21 protein-coding genes are annotated in these 20,642 nt (G+C 76.0%); 15 read left to right on the top strand and 6 right to left on the bottom strand.

What is annotated here, in order from left to right; genetic code table 11:
- Positions 1-655, bottom strand: a 655-nt coding sequence (locus ACFPBZ_RS28500; protein ID WP_378039492.1) for a cytochrome c oxidase subunit I, incomplete at its 3' end; no start/stop codon positions are given.
- Positions 656-923: 268 nt separating this feature from the next.
- On the opposite strand from ACFPBZ_RS28500, the gene aspS reads away from it, so the two are divergent.
- Both aspS and ACFPBZ_RS28490 read left to right on the top strand, forming a co-directional pair.
- Positions 924-2,795 (top strand): aspartate--tRNA ligase, encoded by a 1,872-nt coding sequence (gene aspS, locus ACFPBZ_RS28495; protein WP_378039491.1) that lies wholly within the window; start codon positions 924-926, stop codon positions 2,793-2,795.
- Between the two features lie 165 nt (positions 2,796-2,960).
- Positions 2,961-4,208: a hypothetical protein gene (locus ACFPBZ_RS28490; protein WP_378039490.1), complete on the top strand. Its 1,248-nt coding sequence runs from the start codon at positions 2,961-2,963 to the stop codon at positions 4,206-4,208.
- A 16-nt stretch (positions 4,209-4,224) separates the two neighbouring features.
- On the opposite strand, the gene ACFPBZ_RS28485 is transcribed toward ACFPBZ_RS28490, so the two are convergent.
- Entirely contained in the window at positions 4,225-5,382 is a 1,158-nt protein-coding gene (locus ACFPBZ_RS28485) for an aminotransferase class I/II-fold pyridoxal phosphate-dependent enzyme (RefSeq protein WP_378039489.1), read from the bottom strand.
- Positions 5,379-5,858, bottom strand: a complete 480-nt coding sequence (locus ACFPBZ_RS28480) for an Lrp/AsnC family transcriptional regulator (RefSeq protein ID WP_378039488.1) — start codon at positions 5,856-5,858, stop codon at positions 5,379-5,381. The genes ACFPBZ_RS28485 and ACFPBZ_RS28480 overlap by 4 nt, the downstream gene beginning before the upstream one ends.
- A 101-nt stretch (positions 5,859-5,959) precedes the next feature.
- Here ACFPBZ_RS28480 and ACFPBZ_RS28475 point away from each other — a divergent pair, with 101 nt between their 5' ends.
- A complete protein-coding gene (locus ACFPBZ_RS28475; protein WP_378039487.1) occupies positions 5,960-7,357 on the top strand; it encodes a replication-associated recombination protein A in 1,398 nt (465 codons plus the stop codon).
- Here ACFPBZ_RS28475 and ACFPBZ_RS28470 read toward each other — a convergent pair.
- Positions 7,354-7,575 carry a hypothetical protein gene (locus tag ACFPBZ_RS28470; RefSeq protein ID WP_378039486.1) on the bottom strand — a complete coding sequence of 74 codons (222 nt, stop codon included), beginning with the start codon at positions 7,573-7,575 and terminating at the stop codon, positions 7,354-7,356. The two genes, ACFPBZ_RS28475 and ACFPBZ_RS28470, sit on opposite strands and share 4 nt — an antisense overlap.
- Positions 7,576-7,785: 210 nt before the next feature.
- Here ACFPBZ_RS28470 and ACFPBZ_RS28465 point away from each other — a divergent pair, with 210 nt between their 5' ends.
- From ACFPBZ_RS28465 to ACFPBZ_RS28415, 11 genes are all read left to right on the top strand, one after another.
- Positions 7,786-8,190: a DUF948 domain-containing protein gene (locus ACFPBZ_RS28465; RefSeq protein ID WP_378039494.1), complete on the top strand. Its 405-nt coding sequence runs from the start codon at positions 7,786-7,788 to the stop codon at positions 8,188-8,190.
- Positions 8,187-8,495, top strand: coding sequence for a hypothetical protein (locus tag ACFPBZ_RS28460; protein WP_378039485.1), 309 nt, complete (start codon positions 8,187-8,189; stop codon positions 8,493-8,495). The genes ACFPBZ_RS28465 and ACFPBZ_RS28460 overlap by 4 nt, the downstream gene beginning before the upstream one ends.
- A gap of 115 nt (positions 8,496-8,610) precedes the next feature.
- Positions 8,611-11,307 (top strand): alanine--tRNA ligase, encoded by a 2,697-nt coding sequence (gene alaS, locus ACFPBZ_RS28455; RefSeq protein ID WP_378039484.1) that lies wholly within the window; start codon positions 8,611-8,613, stop codon positions 11,305-11,307.
- 2 nt (positions 11,308-11,309) lie between these two features.
- Positions 11,310-11,780: a Holliday junction resolvase RuvX gene (gene ruvX, locus ACFPBZ_RS28450; protein ID WP_378039483.1), complete on the top strand. Its 471-nt coding sequence runs from the start codon at positions 11,310-11,312 to the stop codon at positions 11,778-11,780.
- Complete coding sequence (locus ACFPBZ_RS28445; RefSeq protein ID WP_378039482.1) at positions 11,777-13,486, top strand: endolytic transglycosylase MltG; 1,710 nt, start codon at positions 11,777-11,779, stop codon at positions 13,484-13,486. The genes ruvX and ACFPBZ_RS28445 overlap by 4 nt, the downstream gene beginning before the upstream one ends.
- Positions 13,487-14,353 carry a shikimate dehydrogenase gene (locus ACFPBZ_RS28440; RefSeq protein WP_378039481.1) on the top strand — a complete coding sequence of 289 codons (867 nt, stop codon included), beginning with the start codon at positions 13,487-13,489 and terminating at the stop codon, positions 14,351-14,353. It begins immediately after the preceding gene.
- A 137-nt stretch (positions 14,354-14,490) separates the two neighbouring features.
- Positions 14,491-15,105 carry a prepilin peptidase gene (locus ACFPBZ_RS28435; RefSeq protein ID WP_378039480.1) on the top strand — a complete coding sequence of 205 codons (615 nt, stop codon included), beginning with the start codon at positions 14,491-14,493 and terminating at the stop codon, positions 15,103-15,105.
- A gap of 36 nt (positions 15,106-15,141) precedes the next feature.
- Positions 15,142-16,335 carry a chorismate synthase gene (gene aroC, locus ACFPBZ_RS28430; RefSeq protein WP_378039493.1) on the top strand — a complete coding sequence of 398 codons (1,194 nt, stop codon included), beginning with the start codon at positions 15,142-15,144 and terminating at the stop codon, positions 16,333-16,335.
- The gene (locus tag ACFPBZ_RS28425; RefSeq protein WP_378039479.1) at positions 16,335-16,856 is read left to right on the top strand and encodes a shikimate kinase; all 522 of its coding nucleotides are present in this window, start codon (positions 16,335-16,337) and stop codon (positions 16,854-16,856) included. Before aroC ends, ACFPBZ_RS28425 begins: the two co-directional genes overlap by 1 nt.
- Positions 16,849-17,937 (top strand): 3-dehydroquinate synthase, encoded by a 1,089-nt coding sequence (aroB, locus tag ACFPBZ_RS28420; protein WP_378039478.1) that lies wholly within the window; start codon positions 16,849-16,851, stop codon positions 17,935-17,937. Before ACFPBZ_RS28425 ends, aroB begins: the two co-directional genes overlap by 8 nt.
- Before the next feature lie 17 nt (positions 17,938-17,954).
- Positions 17,955-18,488 carry a protein-L-isoaspartate O-methyltransferase family protein gene (locus ACFPBZ_RS28415; protein ID WP_378039477.1) on the top strand — a complete coding sequence of 178 codons (534 nt, stop codon included), beginning with the start codon at positions 17,955-17,957 and terminating at the stop codon, positions 18,486-18,488.
- On the opposite strand, the gene ACFPBZ_RS28410 is transcribed toward ACFPBZ_RS28415, so the two are convergent.
- Complete coding sequence (locus tag ACFPBZ_RS28410) at positions 18,422-19,360, bottom strand: EamA family transporter (RefSeq protein WP_378039476.1); 939 nt, start codon at positions 19,358-19,360, stop codon at positions 18,422-18,424. The two genes, ACFPBZ_RS28415 and ACFPBZ_RS28410, sit on opposite strands and share 67 nt — an antisense overlap.
- Before the next feature lie 76 nt (positions 19,361-19,436).
- Between ACFPBZ_RS28410 and ACFPBZ_RS28405 the strand changes: the two genes are divergently transcribed.
- On the top strand, positions 19,437-20,375 hold the full coding sequence (locus tag ACFPBZ_RS28405; protein WP_378039475.1) for a LysR family transcriptional regulator: 939 nt from the start codon (positions 19,437-19,439) through the stop codon (positions 20,373-20,375).
- Here ACFPBZ_RS28405 and ACFPBZ_RS28400 read toward each other — a convergent pair.
- On the bottom strand, positions 20,356-20,642 hold a 287-nt coding region (locus ACFPBZ_RS28400), incomplete at its 5' end, for a hypothetical protein (RefSeq protein WP_378039474.1). The two genes, ACFPBZ_RS28405 and ACFPBZ_RS28400, sit on opposite strands and share 20 nt — an antisense overlap.

Genomic DNA, 20,642 nt, shown 5'->3' with positions numbered 1-20,642 from the left:
GCACGAGGATGACCGTCACCAGGATGTTCCAGGTGAAGATCGGCATCCGGAACATCGTCATGCCGGGAGCGCGCATGCAGACGATCGTCGTGACGAGGTTGACCGCGCCGAGGATCGTGCCGAGCCCCGAGACGATGAGCCCGACGATCCACAGGTCCTGGCCGATGCCGCCGGTGTAGACCGCCGTGGAGAGCGGGGTGTAGGCGAACCACCCCGCGGAGGCCGCGCCGCCGGGTGCGAGGAAGCCGCCCATGAGCGTCAGCCCGCCGAAGAGGAACAGCCAGTACGACAACGCGTTCAGCCGCGGGAACGCGACGTCGGGTGCCCCGATCTGCAGCGGGACGAGGTAGTTCGCGAACCCGAACACGTTCGGCGTCGCGTAGAGCAGCAGCATCACCGTGCCGTGCATGGTGAACAGCTGGTTGTACTGCTCGACCGAGAGGATCTGCAGGCCCGGCTGGGCGAGCTCGGCGCGCATGACCAGCGCCATCAGCCCGGCCGCCAGGAAGAAGCCGAACGAGGTGACCAGGTAGAGGATCCCGATGTCCTTGGGATCGGTGGTGCGCAGGAAGTGCATCAGCCGCGAGCCGGGGAGGGCGGCGGGTGGGCCGTCCTCGGGACGGATCAGCGCGGGGCGGGGCGTCAACGCGGTCATGACCGTCGTCCTCCGGGGTGCGTCCGCAGACATCGGGGCACCGCCGGGGCCGGGGCGGGGGTGTGGATCTGGACCGGGGTGGGCCGCGACGCGGCACCCGAAACGCTCCCGGCGACGGGAGACCGCCGGGACACGGATCCCGGGCGGGGCGGAGGGCGCCTCCGCGGGCACCTCGGCCGGGCGGGGCCGTCGGCGGGCCGGTCGATAGCCTGTGCCGGGTGGTGGTGACACCACCGTCCAGCCGCCTCGACCAGGAGATTCACCCCCGATGATGCGCACGCACCCCGCCGGCACGCTGCGCGCCGAGAACGTCGGCGCCACCGTCACCCTCGCCGGATGGGTGGCCCGTCGCCGCGACCACGGCGGGGTCGTCTTCATCGACCTGCGCGACGCCTCCGGGGTCGTCCAGGTGGTGTTCCGCTCCGGCGAGGTGGCCGACGCGAGCCACCGGCTGCGCTCGGAGTACTGCGTGCAGGTGACCGGCAGCGTCGAGGCCCGGCCGGGCGGCAGCGAGAACGCCGACCTCGCGACGGGCGCGGTCGAGGTCAACGCGACCGGGCTCACGGTGCTCTCGGAGGCGGCGCCGCTGCCCTTCCAGATGGACGAGGTCCCCGGCGAGGACGTCCGCCTGCGCTACCGCTACCTCGACCTGCGCCGCGAGGGCCCCGCCCGGGCCATCCGGCTGCGGAGCCGGGCGAACAAGATCGCCCGCGACGTGCTCTCCGACCGGGACTTCCTCGAGATCGAGACCCCGACCCTCACCCGCTCCACCCCCGAGGGCGCGCGCGACTTCCTCGTCCCGGCCCGCCTGCGCCCGGGCAGCTGGTACGCGCTGCCGCAGAGCCCGCAGCTGTTCAAGCAGCTGCTCATGGTCTCGGGGCTCGAGCGCTACTTCCAGATCGCGCGCTGCTACCGCGACGAGGACTTCCGCGCCGACCGGCAGCCCGAGTTCACCCAGCTCGACATCGAGGCGAGCTTCGTCCAGCAGGACGACGTGATCGAGATCGGCGAGGCGATCGTCGGCGCGCTCTGGTCGGAGCTCGCGGGCCACGAGATCACCACCCCGATCCCGCGGATGCCCTACGCCGAGGCGATGGCCCGCTACGGCTCGGACAAGCCCGACCTGCGCTTCGGCATCGAGCTCACCGAGCTCACCGACTACTTCGCCGACACCCCGTTCCGGGTGTTCCGCGCCCCCTACGTCGGCGCGATCGTCATGCCCGGCGGGGCCTCCCAGGCCCGCCGCACCTTCGACGGCTGGCAGGAGTGGGCCAAGCAGCGCGGCGCTCGCGGCCTCGCCTACGTGCTCGTGGGCGACGACGGCCAGGTCGGCATGGGCGGGCCCGTCGCGAAGAACCTCTCCGACGGCGAGCGCGAGGGCCTGGCGAAGGCGGTCGGGGCCAACCCCGGCGACTGCGTCTTCTTCGCCGCCGGCCCGCGGTCGTCGTCCCGGGCGCTGCTCGGGGCCGCCCGCGGCGAGATCGCCCGCCGCCTGGAGCTCATCGAGCCCGGCTCGTGGTCGTTCGTGTGGGTCGTCGACGCGCCGCTGTTCGAGGCGGCCGACGAGGCCACGGCCGCCGGCGACGTCGCGGTCGGCGACGGGCAGTGGACCGCGGTGCACCACGCGTTCACCTCGCCCACCCCGGAGTGGATCGACACCTTCGAGTCCGACCCCGGCAACGCCCTGGCCTACGCCTACGACCTCGTCTGCAACGGCAACGAGATCGGCGGGGGGTCCATCCGTATCCACGACCAGGCCGTCCAGGAGCGGGTGTTCGCCCTCATGGGGCTGACCCCGGAGGAGCAGCGCGAGAAGTTCGGGTTCCTGCTCGACGCGTTCTCCTTCGGCCCGCCCCCGCACGGCGGCATCGCCTTCGGGTGGGACCGGATCTGTGCACTGCTCGCCGGCGTCGACTCGATCCGCGACGTCATCGCCTTCCCGAAGACCGGCGGCGGGTTCGACCCGCTGACCTCCGCCCCGGCCCCGATCACGGCACTGCAGCGCAAGGAGGCCGGGGTCGACTCCAAGCCGGCCACGGCCCCCACCGCGGAGCCCGCGGGCGACCCGCTGCCGGCGAACCCGGTCAAGCCCCAGGGCCGCCCGGTCGACGACCCGGGAACGTCCCCGGCGTCCTCCTGACGGGGGTCACCGCCGCAACCGGTTGCCCCCTCCCGGGCACGCAGTGTGATCGCGCGCAACCGGGACGGGGTCGTCCGGAAGGCCCGGATGGATCGATTCACGACGACGTCGAGTGGCCGGAACTCGCAGGATCCGGACGCCACGGCGGGTAGTCTCCATCGGCTGATGACCCCGCTGACGGCCGACGACTCCGACGCCCCCGCCCCGCCGCACCCCGATCGCGAGGTGGGTCCCGACCGTTCGTTCGATCGGTCGGTGGAGCTGGCGGAGGACCTCCTCACCCGGCGCGCCGGGGCGCGGGTCCGGCTCGCCGACGCGGAGGACCTCGGGGGCAGCGCCCGGTCGCGGGTGGTGCGCGTCCGGGTGGCCGAGAACCCGTTCTCCCTGCCCCGCACCCTCGTCGTGAAGCACTACCTCCCGGTGCCGGCCGACGCCGTCGGGGTGGTCACCGACCGGGTCGACCCGTTCCCGTACGAGGCCGCGAGCTGCCAGCTGTTCACCGCGCTGCCGGCCGAGGAGCGGGTCACTCCCACGCTCTACGCCAACGACCCCCGCGCCCGGCTGCTCGTGCTCGAGGACCTCGGCCGGTGCGCCACGCTCGCCGACAAGCTCCACGGCGACGACCCGAAGGTCGCCGAGCGGGCGCTCCTGGGCGCCACCCGCGCGCTGGGCCGGCTGCAGGCCGCGACGGCCGCCCGGGAGGGCGACTTCGGGGCGCTGCTGCGCCGCTTCGGGGTGCGGCACTGGCGCGACCCGCTGGCCGACGACGCCCGCTCGGCGCTCGCCGAGCTCCCCGACCTGCTCGCCCACCTGCTGCGCGTCGAGGCGGCCCCGGCGGCCGTCGCGCACGCCCGGTCGGCCGCGGCCCTGCTCGGCGGCACCTCCTACCGCGCGTTCAGCCCGTCGGAGGTCTCGCCCGAGAACTGCCTGCTGACCGGGGCGGGGGCCCGCTTCCTGGACTTCGAGTGGGGCTCCTTCCGCGACGTCGCGCTCACCGCCTCGTCGGTGCGCCTCCCGTTCCCCGGCTGGGCCGCGCCCTTCGCGCTGCCGGGCGGCATGGCGGAGGCGATGACGGCCTCGTGGCAGTCCGAGGTGGCGGACGTGTGGCCGGAGCTCTCCGAGCCCGCGAACTCCGGCCCGCGGCACCTCGCCGCGACCACGCTGTGGGTCTGGGTCAGCACGCGGGCCCTGCTGCCCGGCATCGTCGGGCGGGGTGCGGGTCCCGAGCAGGTGGTGATCGGGCGGCCCGAGCTCCGCGCGGCGGCGGTGCTGGCGGGGTTCTGGCGGCGGCTCTCCCTCGACGCGGCCCGCCAGCAGGAGCAGGCGACGGTCGACCTGGCCGAGGCCGTCCTGCACGGGCTGGAGCCCTACGGCGGGGCCGAGCCGCTCCCGCTGTTCCCCGCGTTCGCCTGACGGGCCGCGCGGATCGTCAGGACCCGATGAACCGGGCGATCCGCTCCAGGGCCTGCTCGAGCTGGGGGAGCGCGGTGGCGTAGGAGCAGCGCACGTGTCCCTCGCCCGAGGGACCGAAGACGTCACCCGGCACCACGGCGACCTTCTCCTGCGTCAGCAGACCCTCGGCGAACTGCGCCGAGGTCATGCCGGTGGACCGGATCGACGGGAAGACGTAGAACGCCCCGCCGGGCACCGGGCAGGTGAGGCCGAGCTCGTCGAGCCCCTTGGAGAACAGGCGCCGCCGGCGGTCGTAGTCGGCGACCATCTCCTCGACGTCCTCCTGCGCCGTCCGCATCGCCTCGAGCGCGGCGACCTGGGACATGTGCGGGGCGCACAGCATCGTGTACTGGTGGATGCGCACCATGAGCCGTGCGAGCGGCTCCGGGGCGCACACGTGGCCCACCCGCCAGCCCGTCATCGCGTAGGACTTCGAGAACCCGCCCAGCAGCACGGTCCGCTCCGGCGCCGACACGGCCATCGGGGTGTGGACGCCGTGGTAGGTCAGGCGGTCGTAGATCTCGTCGGAGAGCAGCCAGAGGTCGTGCTCGCGGGCCAGCGCCGCGAGGGCCTCCAGGTCGGCGGCGCTCTGCGCGGAGCCGGTGGGGTTCGACGGCGAGCCGAACAGGATCGCCTTCGTGTTCTCCGTGATCGCCGCACCGATGATCGCGGGATCGAGGCGGTAGGCGTCGTCCGGGTCGAGGGCCACCGGCACGGGGACACCGCCCGCGAACGCGACGCACGGCTGGTAGGCGACGTAGCAGGGCTCGGGGACGATCACCTCGTCGCCCGGGTTGAGCAGCGCCCGCAGCGCGAGGTCGAGCCCCTCGGAGACCCCGCTGGTGATGAGGCACTCGTCCTCGGCGCGGTAGCGCACGCCGTACCGGTCGGCGAGGTCGTCGGTGATGGCCTCGCGCAGCTCGAGCAGCCCGCTGTTGGAGGTGTAGGTGGTGGCGCCGTGCTCGAGGGCGTGGATCGCCGCCTCGCGGGCGCTCCAGGGCGTCGGGAAGTCGGGCTCGCCGACGCCGAGGGAGATGACGCCCTGCATCGTCTGGGCGAGGTCGAAGAACTTGCGGATGCCCGACGGCGGGATGGCCTCGACGACCCGCGAGAACGGCCTGCGGGGGGCGGTCACGGGGTCACCGACAGGCGCTGGTCGGGCTCGGGGTCGGTCAGCAGCTGGCCGTCGTCCTTGTAGCGGCGGAGCAGGAAGTGCGTGCTCGTCGCCGTCACCCGGTCGATCCCGGAGAGCTTCTGCGCGACGAAGTCGGCGACCGACTTCAGCGAGGCCCCCTCCACCTCGACGCGCAGGTCCTGGGCGCCGCTGACCAGGTGCACCGCCCGGATCTCCCGGAAGCGGGCGATGCGCTCCGCGACGTCGTCGAACCCGCGGCCGCGCTCGGGGGCGACGGTGACGTCGACGAACGCCGTCACCCGCTCGTCGCCGAAGCGGTCCCAGTCGACCACCGCCTTGTAGCGCCGGATCACGCCCGACGCCTCCCACGCGGCGATCCGCTCGCGGACCGTCGCCTCGTCGATGCCGGTCAGGGTGGCGATGCGTTCGACGCTCGCGTGGGCGTCGGCCTCCAGCACCGTGAGGATCTCCCGCATGGGCGCCGACCCTATCCGGCGGGTCCGCGGCCGCTCGGCGGCTGCTCCGGGTGGAGGGCGCACGGGTGGGGATGTCGGACCCGGGCAGTAGCGTCGGGCCCGTGACCGAGGAGGGGTTGTTCGACGTGGCGCCGCCCGCGCCGGAGCCGCCCTCGGGCGACGACCTCCGGCCGGTCACCCGTGGCGTCGTGGAGGATCGCCCGGCCCCGCAGGGCGACGGACCGCGCCCGCCCCTGGCCGTCCGGATGCGGCCGGCGAGCATCGACGAGGTCGTCGGGCAGGACCACCTGCTCGGCCCGGGCGCCCCGCTGCGGCGCCTCGTCGAGGGCGCGGCGCCGGCGTCGGTGCTGCTCCACGGCCCGCCCGGCACCGGGAAGACCACCCTCGCCCGGTTGATCTCGGGGGCCACCGGGCGCGCGTTCGAGGCGCTCTCCGCCCTGAGCGCCGGGGTGAAGGAGGTCCGCGGGGTCATCGAGGTGGCCCGCCGTCGGCTCGCGGCCGCCGAGCCGCGGCGGACCGTGCTGTTCATCGACGAGATCCACCGGTTCAGCCGCACCCAGCAGGACGCCCTGCTCTCCGCGGTCGAGGACCGGGTGGTGCTGCTCGTGGGCGCCACCACGGAGAACCCGTCGTTCTCGGTGGTCGCCCCGCTGCTCTCCCGCAGCCTCGTGCTCGGCCTCCACGCCCTCGACGACGGGGCGGTGGGCACGCTGCTCGACCGCGCGGTCGCCGACGAACGCGGCCTCGCGGGCACCGTGACCCTCGACGCCGAGGCCCGGGCCCACCTCGTCCGGCTCGCCGCGGGCGACGGCCGGCGCTCCCTGACCGCGCTCGAGGCCGCGGCCGACGCCGTCGAGCCCGGCGGCGTGATCGACCTGGCGGTGGTCGAGCAGGTCGTCGACGAGGTCGCCGTACGTTACGACCGGGCGGGCGACCAGCACTACGACGTCATCTCCGCCTTCATCAAGTCGATCCGCGGCTCCGACCCCGACGCCGCGCTGCACTACCTCGCCCGCATGATCGTCGCCGGGGAGGACCCGCGGTTCATCGCGCGGCGGCTCGTGGTGCACGCGAGCGAGGACGTCGGGCTCGCCGACCCCACCGCGCTGCAGGCGGCCACCGCGGCGGCCCAGGCCGTCCAGCTGATCGGCCTGCCCGAGGCCCGGATCGCGCTCGCCCAGGTGACGATCCACCTCGCGACGGCGCCGAAGTCGAACGCCGTCATCACCGCGATCGACGCCGCGATGGCCGACGTCCGCTCCGGCGCGGCGGGCCCGGTGCCGGCCCACCTGCGCGACGGGCACTACGCGGGGGCGCAGAAGCTGGGCAACGCGGTGGGCTACCGCTACCCGCACGACGAGCGCAGTGCGGTCGTCGCGCAGCAGTACCCGCCGGACGAGCTGGTGGGCCGCGACTACTACCTGCCCTCGGGGCGCGGGGACGAGCGGGCGATCTCCGAGCGGCTCGCCCGGCTCCGCGAGGTGATCCGCGGCCGCTAGGAGGCCGGTGGGAGTCGGCGCAGGATCTCGCTCAGCATCCCGGTGTGGGTCGCGAGGGTCGCGGTGTGGCTCGCGAGGGTCGCGGTGTGCCCGTCCACGGTGTCCTGGATGTCCAGGACCGTGTCGGACACCGCGGTGAGGTCCTCCCGGAGGCCGTCGATCCGCGGTCGGAGGGCCTCGAGGGCCTCCACCCGCCGCCCGAGGTCGAGTTCGCTCATGCCGGGGACGGTAGCGATCGCCGCCCCGCCGTGGGTGCGGTTCCACCGACCTCCGCTCCGAGCGGGCGCTGACGGCACTCCGGGCGACCCCGGGTGCCCACGGGGCAGGGCCGGGCGCGCCGATCTTGGTCACCCGGTAACCTTCCGCCACCGTCCCGCGACCCGGTGGGTCCGGACGGGCAAACGATCACCAGCCGAAGGGGAATGACCGTGTCGGTCGGGCAGATCGCGGCGATCATCGCCGCGGTGGCGTTCGTGATCCTGGTGCTGCTGCTGGCCGTTCCCTTGATCAAGCTGGGTCGCACGCTGGACGAGGCGACCGTCGCCATCCGCAAGGCGCACGAGGGCTCCGCCCCGCTGCTCAACGACGCCCAGGTCACGCTGACCACGGTGAACACGCAGCTGGAGCGGGTCGACGGCGTGACGTCGAGCGCGCAGGCGGTCGCCGCGAACGCGCGGGCGCTGAGCTCGCTGTTCACCGCGACGTTCGGCGGGCCGCTGGTGAAGACCGCGGCGCTGTCCTACGGGCTGCGCAAGGCCAGCCAGGCCCGCAAGCTGAAGAACGCACCGCCCTCGAAGCGGTCCACGAAGAGCAAGCGGAGTGCCCGCGCATGAAGCGACTGTTCTGGGTCGGCGTCGGCGTCGCGATCGGCGTCAGTGCCACCCGCAAGGTCAACCAGGCCGCCCACCGCGCCAGCCCGGCGGGCGTCGGCGCGTCCCTCGGCGAGGGGCTGCGCGAGCTCGGCGCCGGGCTCGGCGCCTTCGGGGCCGAGGTCCGGGCGGGCATGAACGAGCGCGAGCAGGAGTTGTACTCGCTCGTGGAGGACACCACCGAGATCCCGATCCGGCCCGCGATGGTGGGTGACCCGGACCCCGGCCGGCACGCGCGAGCGGCACGGCGGGGGGCCGCCGGGCGCTGACGAGCGCCCCGGGCAGGACCGTCACCGGCACCCGCGCCGACGCGGCGCCCCCGCGAGCCGTCGTCCACCCGTCACCGCCCTGCCGTGCGCAGGGAATCACCCGAGCAGGACACCAGTGCAGACCCACGAGATCCGCCGACGCTTCCTCGCCCACTTCGAGAACGCCGGCCACACGCCCGTCCCCAGCGCCTCGCTGATCCTCGACGACCCGACGCTGCTGTTCGTCAACGCCGGGATGGTCCAGTTCAAGCCGTACTTCCTCGGCGAGGCCCCGGCGCCCTTCGCCACGGCCACCTCCGTGCAGAAGTGCGTGCGCACCGGCGACATCGAGAACGTCGGGCACACCACCCGGCACAACACGTTCTTCCAGATGGCCGGCAACTTCTCCTTCGGCGACTACTTCAAGGAAGGCGCGATCCGCCACGCCTGGTCGCTGATCACCTCGAGCCAGGACGACGGCGGGTACGGCTTCGACCCGGAGCGCATCTGGGTCACGGTCTACGAGTCCGACGACGAGGCCGAGCGCATCTGGCACGACGTCATCGGCCTGCCGACCGAGCGCATCCAGCGCCGCGACGGCCGCGACAACTACTGGGACATGGGCATCCCCGGTCCCGGCGGCCCCTGCTCGGAGATCTACTACGACCGCGGGCCCGAGTACGGCGTCGAGGGCGGCCCGGTCGCCGACGAGGACCGCTACCTCGAGATCTGGAACCTCGTCTTCATGCAGGACGTGCGGGGGACCGAGAGCCCGAAGTACGGCGCCGCCCCGGTCGGCGAGCTGCCGCAGAAGAACATCGACACCGGCCTCGGGGTCGAGCGCGTCGCGTTCCTGCTCCAGGGCGTCGACAACGTCTACGAGACCGACCTCGTCCGCCCCGTGATCGAGCGGGTGGAGCAGCTCTCCGGCCGCTCCTACGCCCGGGGCACCGACGAGGACGGCGTGCGCTTCCGCGTCATCGCCGACCACGTCCGCACCGCCACGATGATCATCGGCGACGGCGCCGTGCCCGGGAACGAGGGCCGCGGCTACGTGCTGCGCCGCCTGCTGCGCCGCGTGGTGCGCAACGCCCGCCTGCTCGGCATCACCGAGCCGGTGCTCGTCGACCTCGTCGGCGTGGTCCGCGACGCGATGAGCCCGTCCTACCCCGAGATCGCCACGAGCTACGAGCGCATCGCCGCCGTGGTGCGCCGCGAGGAGGAGGCCTTCCTCGCCACGCTGGCCACCGGGTCGCGCATCTTCGAGTCGGCCGTGGCCGACACCCGCGCCAGCGGGGCCACGACGTTGCCCGGGGCGAGCGCCTTCGCCCTGCACGACACCTACGGCTTCCCGATCGACCTCACCCTCGAGATGGCCGCCGAGGCGGGCCTGGACGTCGACGAGGGCGCCTTCCGCGGCCTGATGGACGAGCAGCGCGCCCGGGCCAAGGCCGACTCCGCCGCCCGCAAGCACGGCGGTGCCGACGCCTCGGCCTACCGCGAGATCCTCGACCGGGCCGGGCTCACCGACTTCCTCGGCTACGTCGACCAGCAGGCCGACGCCCGGGTGGTGGGCCTCGTCGTCGACGGCGTCGGGGTCCCGGCCGCCACCGAGGGCGACGCCGTCGAGGTGATGCTCGACCGCACGCCCTTCTACGCCGAGGGCGGCGGCCAGCAGGCCGACACCGGGCGGCTGACCGGCGACGGGTTCGCCGTCGAGGTCACCGACGTGCAGACCCCGGTCCCGGGGCTGTCGGTGCACCGCGGCCGCGTCGTCTACGGCGAGATCACCCGCGACGCCCCGGTGTCGGCCCAGATCGACATGGAGCGGCGGTCGGCCATCTCGCGGTCGCACACCGCCACCCACCTCGTGCACGCGGGGATGCGCAAGGCCCTCGGCGACTCCGCGGCCCAGGCCGGGTCGCTCAACGCCCCCGGGCGGCTGCGGTTCGACTTCACCTCGCCGGAGGGGGCCGTGCCGACCAGCGTGCTCGCCGACGTCGAGGACGAGGTGAACTCCGTGCTCCTCGGCGACGACGAGGTGCGCGCGTTCGTCACGAACATGGAGGAGGCCCGCCGGCTCGGGGCCGTGGCCCTGTTCGGCGAGAAGTACGGCGACGCCGTGCGCATCGTCGAGGTCGGCGACTACTCGCGTGAGCTCTGCGGCGGCACCCACGTGGGCCGCGCCGGCCAGCTCGGCCTGGTGAAGCTGCTCAGCGAGGGGTCGGTGGGCTCCGGCGTGCGCCGGGTCGAGGCCCTCGTCGGGATCGACGCCTTCCGGTTCCTCGCCCGCGAGCACGTGCTGGTCAACCAGCTCTCCGAGCAGTTCCGGGCCCAGCCCGAGGAGCTCCCGGAGCGCATCTCCGGCATCGTCGAGCGCCTCCGCGCCGCCGAGAAGGAGCTGGAGAACGTCCGCGCCCGCGAGGTCCTCTCCTCCGCCGGGGCGCTGGCCGACGGCGCCGACGACGTCGGCGGGATCGCGCTCGTGGCCACCCGCACCCCCGACGGGGTGGGCGGGGGCGACCTGCGCAGCCTCGCCTCCGACGTGCGCGGCCGCCTCGGCGACCGACCCGGCGTCGTGGCGCTGTTCGCCCCGGACGGGGAGAAGGTGTCCTTCGTCGTCGCGACGACCGCCACCGCCCGCGACCGCGGCCTCGCCGCCGGTGACCTGGTCAAGGCCTTCGCGCCCGCGGTGGGCGGCCGCGGCGGCGGCAAGGCCGACCTCGCCCAGGGCGGCGGCACGCCCTCGGGCGGCCCGGCCGGGGTCGACGCCGGCATCGGTGCCGCCATCGACGCCCTGCGTCAGCAGGTGGCCACGGCGGCGGGTTCCTGACGATGGCCGCCTCCGGGCGGGTGCTGGGGGTCGACGTCGGCGCAGTGCGCGTCGGCGTCGCCCTCTCCGATCCCGCCGGAGTGCTCGCCACGCCGCTCGTTACCCTCGATCGGGACGAGACGACGTGGTCCGACCTGGACCGGCTGACCGATCTCGTCGCCGAGCACGAGGTGGTGGAGGTGGTCGTGGGTCTGCCCCGCACGCTCGCCGGGCGCGAGGGCCCGGCGGCCCGCGCCGCCCTCGGCTACGCCGACGACCTCCGCGAGGTGTTCGACGAGCGCGGGGTGTCGGGGGTGCCGGTGACGATGGCCGACGAACGGCTCACCACCGTGACGGCGGGGCGCATGCTCTCCGACCGCGGGGTCAAGGGGCGCGCGCAGCGCCGGGTCATCGACCAGGCCGCCGCGGTGGAGATCCTGCAGACCTGGCTCGACGGCCGCCGCAGCGCCGGCCCGGCCGGGACGGCCCCGTGACCCGGTCGCAGGACGCCACCGGCAGCGGACGGCGCATCGTGCCGCTGTCGCCGTCGACCGGGTCGCCGTCGTCCGGGTCCCAGCGGCCCGGGCAGCGCGAGGGGCGGGTGCCGCGGCGTGGCCTGCGCCGCCCGGGCGGGGACGTCGAGAACGCGACGACCGCCCTCACCGCGCAGTCCGGCGAGCACGACGCGGTCACCGACACGCTGTCCCGCCGCGACGCGGTCCTGCCCACCACCCCGTCCCGCGTCCCGCTGCCCGGCCCCCTGCCGCGCGGGTGGTCCCGCACCGAGGCCGCCGACCGGCCCGCCCGGGAGCGGCCCCGCACCGACCCGGGGGACCGGCCCCCCCGCGCCGGGGCGCCCGAACCCCGGGCGCGCGAGCGTTTCCGCCCCGACGACCGGCCGGAGTACCGGCAGGCCCGCCCGGTCCCGCCGGCGTGGCAGCCGCCCGGTCCCCCGGCCGCCGCCGCCGGCCCGGCGGCACGCGACGTCCGGCCCGACGACGACCAGGGCGACCTGGGGCTGCTGGGCGGGCTCGCCCCGGCCTCGTCGTCGGACGACGACCACCGCGACGGCGGGGACCGGCGCCGCCGCCTGCTGTGGCCGCTCGTCGCGGCGTTCCTGGTCCTCGCGCTCGCGGGCGGCGCGTACTTCGCCCGCGACCTCTGGGGCGTGGCCTTCCCGCCCGACTACGACGGCCCGGGCACCGGTCACGTGGTGGTCCAGGTCGCCGACGGCGACTCCACCCGCGACATCGGCGAGTCGCTGGTGACCGCCGGCGTCGTCGCCTCGGCCCGCGGGTTCGGCCAGGCCGCCGAGGAGGACCCGCGCGGACGCGGGATCCAGCCCGGCTTCTACGACATGGCGCGCGGGATGCCGGCGGCCGACGCGGTGACGCGGATGCTCGAGCCCGCCACCCGCCTCGGCCTGCTCGACGTCCGCGGCGGCACCCAGCTCGACGACACCGCGGGGGCCGCGGGCGCGCGGGTGCCCGGGGTGCTCTCGCTCATCTCGGCCGCCACCTGCGTCGTGGAGGACTCGGGCGAGCGTCGCTGCGCCTCGGTCGACGACCTGCGGCGCACGATGGCCGACACCGACCCGGCCCGTCTCGGCGTCCCGTCCTGGGCCCTCGCCGACGTCCGCCGCGCCCTGCCCGAGCGGCGCCTCGAGGGCCTCGTCGCGCCCGGGACCTACGACGTGCGCCCGGGCTCGGACGCGGCCGAGGCCCTGACCTCGGTGGTGGGCACGTCGGTGGGCCGGCTCGAGGCCGGTGGGCTCGTGACGAAGGCCGCCGCCAACGACGTCACGCCCTACCAGGCCCTCGTCGTCGGGTCGATCGCCGAGCGCGAGGGCGTCGAGTCCGACTTCCGGCGGATCGCCCGCGTGGTCTACAACCGGCTGCCGATCCCGATGCGGCTGCAGATGGACTCGACGATCAACTACCCGCTCGACCGGCAGACGCTCCTCACGACGCCGGTCGACCGGGCGGCGCCCGGCCCGTACAACACCTACCTCAACTTCGGGCTGCCCCCGACGCCGATCGGCGCGGTGTCCACGCCCGCCCTGCAGGCCGCCCTCGCCCCCGAGGTCGGCGGCTGGGTCTACTTCGTCAAGTGCGAGAACGACGGGACCTCGTGCTTCGCCGTGAGCCCCGAGGAGCACGACGCCAACCGGCGGCTCGCGCAGGCGCGCGGGGTGTACTAGGTGGTCAGGCGCGCCGCCGTCCTGGGCTCGCCGGTCGCGCACTCGCTCTCGCCCGTGCTCCACGGGGCCGCCTACGCCGCGCTCGGCCTGCGGGACTGGACCTACGAGCGCGTCGAGTGCACCGCGGAGGACCTGCCCGGCCTGGTCGCCGGGCTCGACGAGACCTGGGTGGGCCTCTCGGTGACCATGCCGGGAAAGCGTGCGGCGCTCGCCGTCGCCACCGGGGCCACCGACCGGGCGCGCCGGCTGGGGGTGGCGAACACGCTCGTCCGCTCGGGCGACGGCTGGGCCGCGGACTGCACCGACGTCGAGGGGATCGCCGGGGCGCTGCGGGCCGCGGGGATCCGGGAGCCCGCGCCGCTCGCCGCGGGGCTCTACGACGTGGTGGTGCTGGGGGCGGGCGCGACGGCGTCGGCGGCCGTCGGGGCGATGGCCGTGCTGGGCAACGAGGACGTCCAGCTCGTCGTGCGCGACCCGGCCCGGGCGGGCGACACCGCGGCCGTGATCGACGCCTACGGGATGCGCCGGCTGGTGCGGACCTTCGACGCGCTCGACGAGGTCGACCTCTCGCGGGCGAAGGCGCTGGTCAACACGACGCCCGCGGGGGCCGTGGACGCCGCCGTGGCCGACCGGCTCGTGGCGGGCCTGCCCGAGGGCGCCGTCGTCCTCGACGCGGTCTACCACCCGTGGCCCACGCCGCTCGCCGCCGCGGCGCAGGCGCGCGGGCTGGCGGTCGCCACGGGCCTGGACATGCTGCTGCACCAGGCGTTCGGGCAGGTCGAGCAGTTCACGGGCATGGCGGCACCTCGCCGGGAGATGCATCGCGCGCTGGTCCGGGCGACCGACTTCGCGGTCCGTCCGCCGTAGCGCCCCGGCCCTTCGCCCCAGCGCCCCGGGCCGTTCGCCGGAGTGCTCCGTCCCCACCGGCACCGGGGACCCGAGTTGTCCCCAGGCGACGGGACCATTCGTGACGGCGCCCCGTCCCCGCGCCCACCCTCGTCATCGTGGACCTGCTGCTCGACGTCGCGCTCGGCGTGCTCCTGCCCCTCACCGCGGGGGGTGCCGTGGGCGCGGCCGTGCGCCTCGGGCTGGCGCGGGCGCGCCGCGGGGTGCTCCTCGCGCCCGGGTGGTGCGAGCCGGCCGTCGCCACGGCCTGGGGCGTGGTGGGCACGGCCGCCGTGACGGGGGCGGTGGCCCCGGCGCGGGTGCCGCTGCTGCTGGGGGCGTCGGTGCTCGCGGTGGCCGGGACCGCCACCGACCTCGCGAGCGGGCGGCTGCCCGACGTCGTGACCCTCCCGGCCGTGCCGCTCGGGTGGGCGCTGCTGCTGCCGTGCGGGCCCGACGCGGTCCTCGCCGGCGTGCTCGGGACGCTGGTGCTGGGCGCCCCGCACGTCCTGCTCGCCGTCGTCGCCCCGCGCGGCCTCAGGGGCGGGGACGCGAAGCTCGCGGCGGCGCTCGGAGCGCCCCTGGCGGCCGTGGGGTGGTGGTCGGTCGCGGTGGTCCCGGTGGCGGCCGCGACGGTCCTCGCGGTGGGCGCCGCGCTCCTGCGGCGACGGGCCCTGCCGCTCGGTCCGCCGCTGCTCGGGGTGACGTGGATCGTCCTGGTGGCCGGGAGCTGAGAGGACGTGGAGCGGACGTGGAACGATGGCCGGGTGGTGTTGCGGTGGTTGACGGCGGGTGAGTCGCACGGTCCGGCCCTGATGGCGGTCCTCGAGGGCCTGGTGGCCGGGGTCGAGGTGTCCTCGAAGGAGGTCTCGGCCGAACTGGCCCGGCGGCGTCTGGGCTACGGCCGGGGCGCGCGCATGAGCTTCGAGGCCGACGAGCTGGAGATCCTCGGGGGCGTCCGCCACGGGCTGACCCAGGGCGGCCCGGTGGCGATGCGGATCGGCAACAGCGAGTGGCCCAAGTGGGAGACGGTCATGGCCGCCGACCCGGTCGACCCGGCCCTGCTGGAGGGGCGCGCGCGGAACGCGCCGCTGACCCGCCCGCGGCCCGGCCACGCCGACCTCGCGGGCATGACGAAGTACGGGTTCGACGAGTCCCGTCCGGTCCTCGAGCGGGCCTCCGCGCGGGAGACCGCCGCGAAGGTGGCGCTCGGGGCCGTCGCGAAGGCGTTCCTCGCCCAGGCCCTCGGGGTCGAGGTGCTCTCGCACGTGGTGTCGCTCGGCACCGCGGACGCGACGCCCGACACGATCCCGATGCCCGGCGACGCCGACCGGATCGACGCCTCGCCCACCCGCGCGGTCGACGAGGCGTCCACCGCCCGGATGGTGGCCGAGGTCGACGCCGCGAAGGAGGACGGCGACACCCTCGGGGGCGTGGTCGAGGTCGTGGCGCACGGGCTGCCGGTGGGGCTCGGGTCCTACGTGCAGGCCGACCGGCGCCTCGACGCCCGCCTCGCCGCCGCGCTGATGGGCATCCAGGCCATGAAGGGCGTCGAGATCGGCGACGGCTTCACCACCGCGCGCCGCCGCGGCTCGGAGGCGCACGACGAGATCGACCCCGTCACCGGCGCCGGCATCGAGCGGGCGACGAACCGCGCGGGCGGGATCGAGGGCGGGATGACCAACGGCGAGCCGCTGCGCGCCCGCGTCGCGATGAAGCCGATCTCCACCGTGCCGCGCGCGCTGCGCACCGTCGACCTGGCCAGCGGCGAGGCGGCCACCGCGCACCACCAGCGCTCCGACGTGTGCGCGGTCCCGGCGGCCGGCGTGGTCGCGGAGGCCCTGGTGGCGCTCGTGCTCGCCGACGCCGCCCTGGAGAAGTTCGGCGGCGACTCGCTGGCCGAGACCGCGCGCAACGCCGCCGCCTACCGGGCGGGCATCGACCCGCGACGGGCGGTCGAGTAGTGGCACCCGCCGTCGTCCTCATCGGACCGCCCGGAGCCGGGAAGTCCACCGTCGGGCGCCTCCTCGCCGACCGGTGGGGCGTGGAGTTCGCCGACACCGACGAGCTGGTCGAGGCCCGCGCCGGCCGGGTCATCGCCGACATCTTCACCACCGACGGCGAGCCCGCGTTCCGCGCCCTCGAGCAGGCCGCGGTGGCCGAGGCCCTGGCCTCGCACGCCGGGGTGCTCGCGCTCGGCGGCGGCGCGGTCCTCGCCGAGGCCACGCAGCAGGCCCTCGTCGGGCACCCGGTCGTGCTGCTCTCGGTGGGGCTCGCGGCCGGGGTGCGGCGCACCGGGCTCTCCACGGCGCGGCCCCTGCTCGCCGGGGTCAACCCGCGCGCCACGTTCGCGTCGCTGCTCGCCGAGCGGCTGCCGGTCTACCGGTCGGTGGCCGTCCACGAGGTCGCCACCGACTCCCTGGCCCCCGGCGCAGTGGCCGACGCGGTGGCCGGGCTCCTGAGCACGGAGGTGGCCCGTGGCTGAGACGGCGCGGGTGGCCTCGGGCAGCCCCTACGACGTGGTGATCGGCCGCGGCGTGACCGGGGCGGTCGCCGAGGCCGTCCGGGACGGGGGCGCGCTGGCCGGCGCGGCCCGGATCGCCGTGCTGCACCAGCCCGCCGTGGAGGCGGTCGCGCTCGACATCGCTGCGGGCCTGGAGGCCGCGGGGGTCGCCGTCCACCGCGTCGAGCTGCCGGGCTCCGAGGACGGCAAGAACCTCGCGACCGCGGGCTCCTGCTGGGAGGCCCTGGGGCGGATGGGGCTCACCCGCTCCGACGCCGTGGTGGCCGTCGGCGGGGGAGCGGCGACCGACCTCGCGGGCTTCGTCGCCGCCGGCTGGATGCGCGGGGTCCGGGTGGTGCACGTGCCGACCACCCTGCTCGCCATGGTCGACGCCGCGGTGGGCGGCAAGACGGGGATCAACACGGCAGCGGGCAAGAACCTCGTCGGCGCGTTCCACGAGCCGGCCGCGGTGATAGCCGACCTCGACAGCCTGCGGACCGTCGGCCCGGAGGAGATCGCCGCGGGCATGGCCGAGGTGATCAAGACCGGCTTCATCGCCGACCCGCGCATCCTCGAGCTGGTGGAGGCCGACCCGGAGGCGGCCGTCGACCCGGCCGGCCCGGTGATCGACGAACTGGTCGCCCGGTCGGTGCGCGTGAAGGCGGAGGTGGTGGCCGCCGACCTGCGCGAGTCGCACCTGCGCGAGATCCTCAACTACGGGCACACCCTCGGCCACGCCGTGGAGCGCCGCGAGGACTACCACTGGCGCCACGGCGAGGCGGTGAGCGTCGGGCTGGTGTTCGTCGCCGAGCTCGCCCGGCGCGCCGGTCGCCTCGACGACGCGACCGCCGACCGGCACCGCGACGTCCTGGCCTCGGTGGGCCTGCCGACCCGCTACGACGCCGACGCGCTGCCCGACCTCGTCGAGCACATGCGCGTGGACAAGAAGAGCCGCGGCGCGATGCTCCGGTTCGTCGTCCTCGACGGGCTCGCGACCCCGGGCCGGCTCGAGGGCCCCGCGCCCGAGGAGCTCGAGGCCGCCTACGCCGCGCTCGCCGCCTGAGGCACGAGGGCCCCGCGGTGCGCGTCGCCCGCGCCGACGTCGTCGGCGCGCACGCCGCCACGGGCGTCGGGCGCTTCCAGCACGGGGTGCCGGCCCCGCAGGTCACGCCGCCCGCGGTGGTGCTCGCCATGCTCCGGCTGCTCGACCTGCCGCGCGGCGGGTCGGTCTACGAGGTCGGGACCGGCTCGGGGTTCGCGACGGCGGTGCTCGCCCGCGCGGTCGGGCCCGCGGGGCGGGTCCACTCGGTCGACCGCGACGCGGCCGTGGTGGACCGGGCGGGGCGGCTGCTCGGGCCCGATCCGCTCGCGGGGACGGTGACCGTGGCGGTCGCCGACGCCCTGCGCGAGCCGCCGCCCGACGGCCCGTACGACCGGCTGGTCGCGTTCCTCTCCGTCGCGGACGGCCCGCCGGACCTCTGGACCGCGGCCGTGCGCCGCGGCGGACGCCTCGTCGTGCCCGTCCGCGGCACGCGGCGGGTGGTGCGCTACCGCGTGGGGGAGCCCGGCGAGCTCGTCGCCGAGGGCGGCATCACCGCCACGTTCACGGGCTGATCCGCGGACCGGTCACCCGAGCGCGCCGCGCCGATCCCGGCGGTCACCACGAGCACGATCCCGACGACGCCGAGGGCGCCGGGCAGCTGCGCCAGCGCCACGGCCCCCACGACGAGCGCGATCGCGGGCTCCAGGGCCATGAGCGTCCCGAACGCGGCCACGGTGAGCCGCCGCAGGGCCAGCATCTCGAGGGCGAACGGCACCACCGGCAGCAGGAGCCCGAGGCCCAGCCCGAGCAGCAGCACCGGGCCGGTGAGGGCCGACGGGAGTCCGGGCACCGTCGTGAACGCGATCGCCGCGCTCACCAGCCCGGCCACCGGCATCGACACCGCGAGCCCCTGCAGGCCGGTGACGGCGTCCCCGACGCGCTGGGTCAGCAGGATGTAGGCCGCCCAGCACGCCGCGGCGCCGAGGGCGTACGCCACCCCCACCGGGTCGGCCGCGCCCTCCCACGGCGCGGTGAGCAGCAGCACACCCGCGGCGGCGAGCACCGGCCAGAGCAGCCGCCGGCGACCCGCGCCGTGGCGGCCCTGCACCACCGCGACCCCGAGCGGGCCGAGGAACTCGATCGCGCTGGCGGTGCCCAGGGGGATGCGGGCCACCGCGGCCATGAACAGCATCGTCACGCCGGCCGTGACCACCCCGAGCGCCACGGCGGCGCCCAGCGAGGACCGGGAGAAAGACGACGGCCGGGGCCGGGCGATCACGAGGAGCAGCAGGCCCGCCCAGACCAGGCGCAGCGCGGCGACCCCCTCCGGCGGCAGGACGTCGAAGAGCCCGACCGACGCGGCGAGCCCGAGCTGGACGCAGGACATGGACCCGAGGGCGAGAACCGCACCGGTGCGGGCGCCGGAGGAGGTGGTGAGTGGCACGACCAGGAGTCAACGTGGCCCGGACCGTCCGTGTCCACGTGAGAAACCGGGACACATCGTCCGTAGAGTGCGGACGATGGACACGCGGCGCCTGCCCTACCTCGTCGAGCTCGCCCGCCTGGGCTCGATGCGCGCGGTGGCCGAGTCGCTCGGCACCTCGACCTCCGTGGTGTCCCAGCAGGTCGCGGCGCTCGGCCGCGAGGTCCGCGCGACGCTCGTCGAACCCGACGGCCGCCGGGTGCGCCTGACCCCGGCCGGGCACCGCCTCGCCGAGCACGGCGCCGGGATCCTCGCGGCCGTCGACGCCGCCCGGCACGACCTCGACCCGCACGGCGAGCCCGCCGGCACCGTCCGCGTCGCGGGGTTCGCCACCGCGATCCGCCGGTCCCTGATGCCGATCGTCGCCGGCTTCGCGCGGACCCGCCCGCGCGTGCGGCTCACCTTCCGCGAGCACGAGCCCACCGAGGCCCTCGCGCTCCTCGAGGCCGACGCCGTCGACCTCGCGCTGGTCTACGACTACGACCTCGCGCCCTCCGCCGTGGCGCTCCCGCCCTCCGTGGTGGCCGGGGCGCAGCTCTGGGAGGCCCGCTGGGGCCTCGGCGTCCCCGAGAGCGTCCCCGATGGCCCGCCCGGTCCGCCCGGTCCGCCCGGGCGCACGTCGGCCGAGGTCCTCGCCGCGTACCGCGACGCGGACTGGATCGGCAACTCCCGCAACGCCGCCGACGAGGAGGTCCTGCGCCTGCTCGCCGCGGGGGCCGGCTTCGAGCCGCGGATGACCCACGAGGCGGACAGCCTCGACCTGGTCGACGACCTCGTCGTCGCGGGTCTGGGGGTGGGCCTGCTCCCGGTCGACCGCCCGGTGGCCCCGGGCGTGCGGGTGCTCGAGCTGCCCGACCCGCCGGTGCACCTGCGGTGCCGGCCGGTCACGCGCCGGGGCCGCGAGTCGTGGCCGCCGCTGGCGGCCGTGCTGGACGCGCTCCCCGGGCGCGCCCCGGCTACTCCTCCGGGGAGTTGAGCCCGAAGCGCTTGCGGACCCGGCGCCGGGGCGCGGGCTCCTCGGCCGGGGCCGGCGGGGCCTCCGCGGTCCGGCCCGCGACGCCCTCGGGCAGCGGGGTGACCGGCGGGAGCACCGCGACGACGGGGGAGGCCGACGAGCGCTCGGCGAACGGCCCGATGCCGAAGCGGACGCGGACCCCGTCCCGCCCGGCGGCGGCCTCGCGGCGTGCCCGGGCGGGCGACACCGCGGTGGGCGACGAGGACCGGGGCGTCGCCGGGCGACCGC

Origin of the sequence: Actinomycetospora atypica, assembly GCF_042653685.1 — a bacterium.
Classification (GTDB): Bacteria; Actinomycetota; Actinomycetes; order Mycobacteriales; family Pseudonocardiaceae; genus Actinomycetospora; species Actinomycetospora atypica.
Note: the sequence above shows the minus strand (reverse complement) of the source record. Positions and strands in the feature narration are given on the sequence as shown.

Excerpts from the sequence above, each read along its gene's own strand:
- ACFPBZ_RS28490 (WP_378039490.1), top strand. The coding sequence starts at position 2,961 with ATGACCCCGCTGACGGCCGACGACTCCGACGCCCCCGCCCCGCCGCAC.
- ruvX (WP_378039483.1), top strand. The coding sequence starts at position 11,310 with ATGGCCGCCTCCGGGCGGGTGCTGGGGGTCGACGTCGGCGCAGTGCGC.
- ACFPBZ_RS28460 (WP_378039485.1), top strand. The coding sequence starts at position 8,187 with ATGAAGCGACTGTTCTGGGTCGGCGTCGGCGTCGCGATCGGCGTCAGT.
- aspS (WP_378039491.1), top strand. The coding sequence starts at position 924 with ATGATGCGCACGCACCCCGCCGGCACGCTGCGCGCCGAGAACGTCGGC.
- ACFPBZ_RS28405 (WP_378039475.1), top strand. The coding sequence starts at position 19,437 with ATGGACACGCGGCGCCTGCCCTACCTCGTCGAGCTCGCCCGCCTGGGC.
- ACFPBZ_RS28480 (WP_378039488.1), bottom strand. The coding sequence starts at position 5,858 with ATGCGGGAGATCCTCACGGTGCTGGAGGCCGACGCCCACGCGAGCGTC.
- ACFPBZ_RS28470 (WP_378039486.1), bottom strand. The coding sequence starts at position 7,575 with ATGAGCGAACTCGACCTCGGGCGGCGGGTGGAGGCCCTCGAGGCCCTC.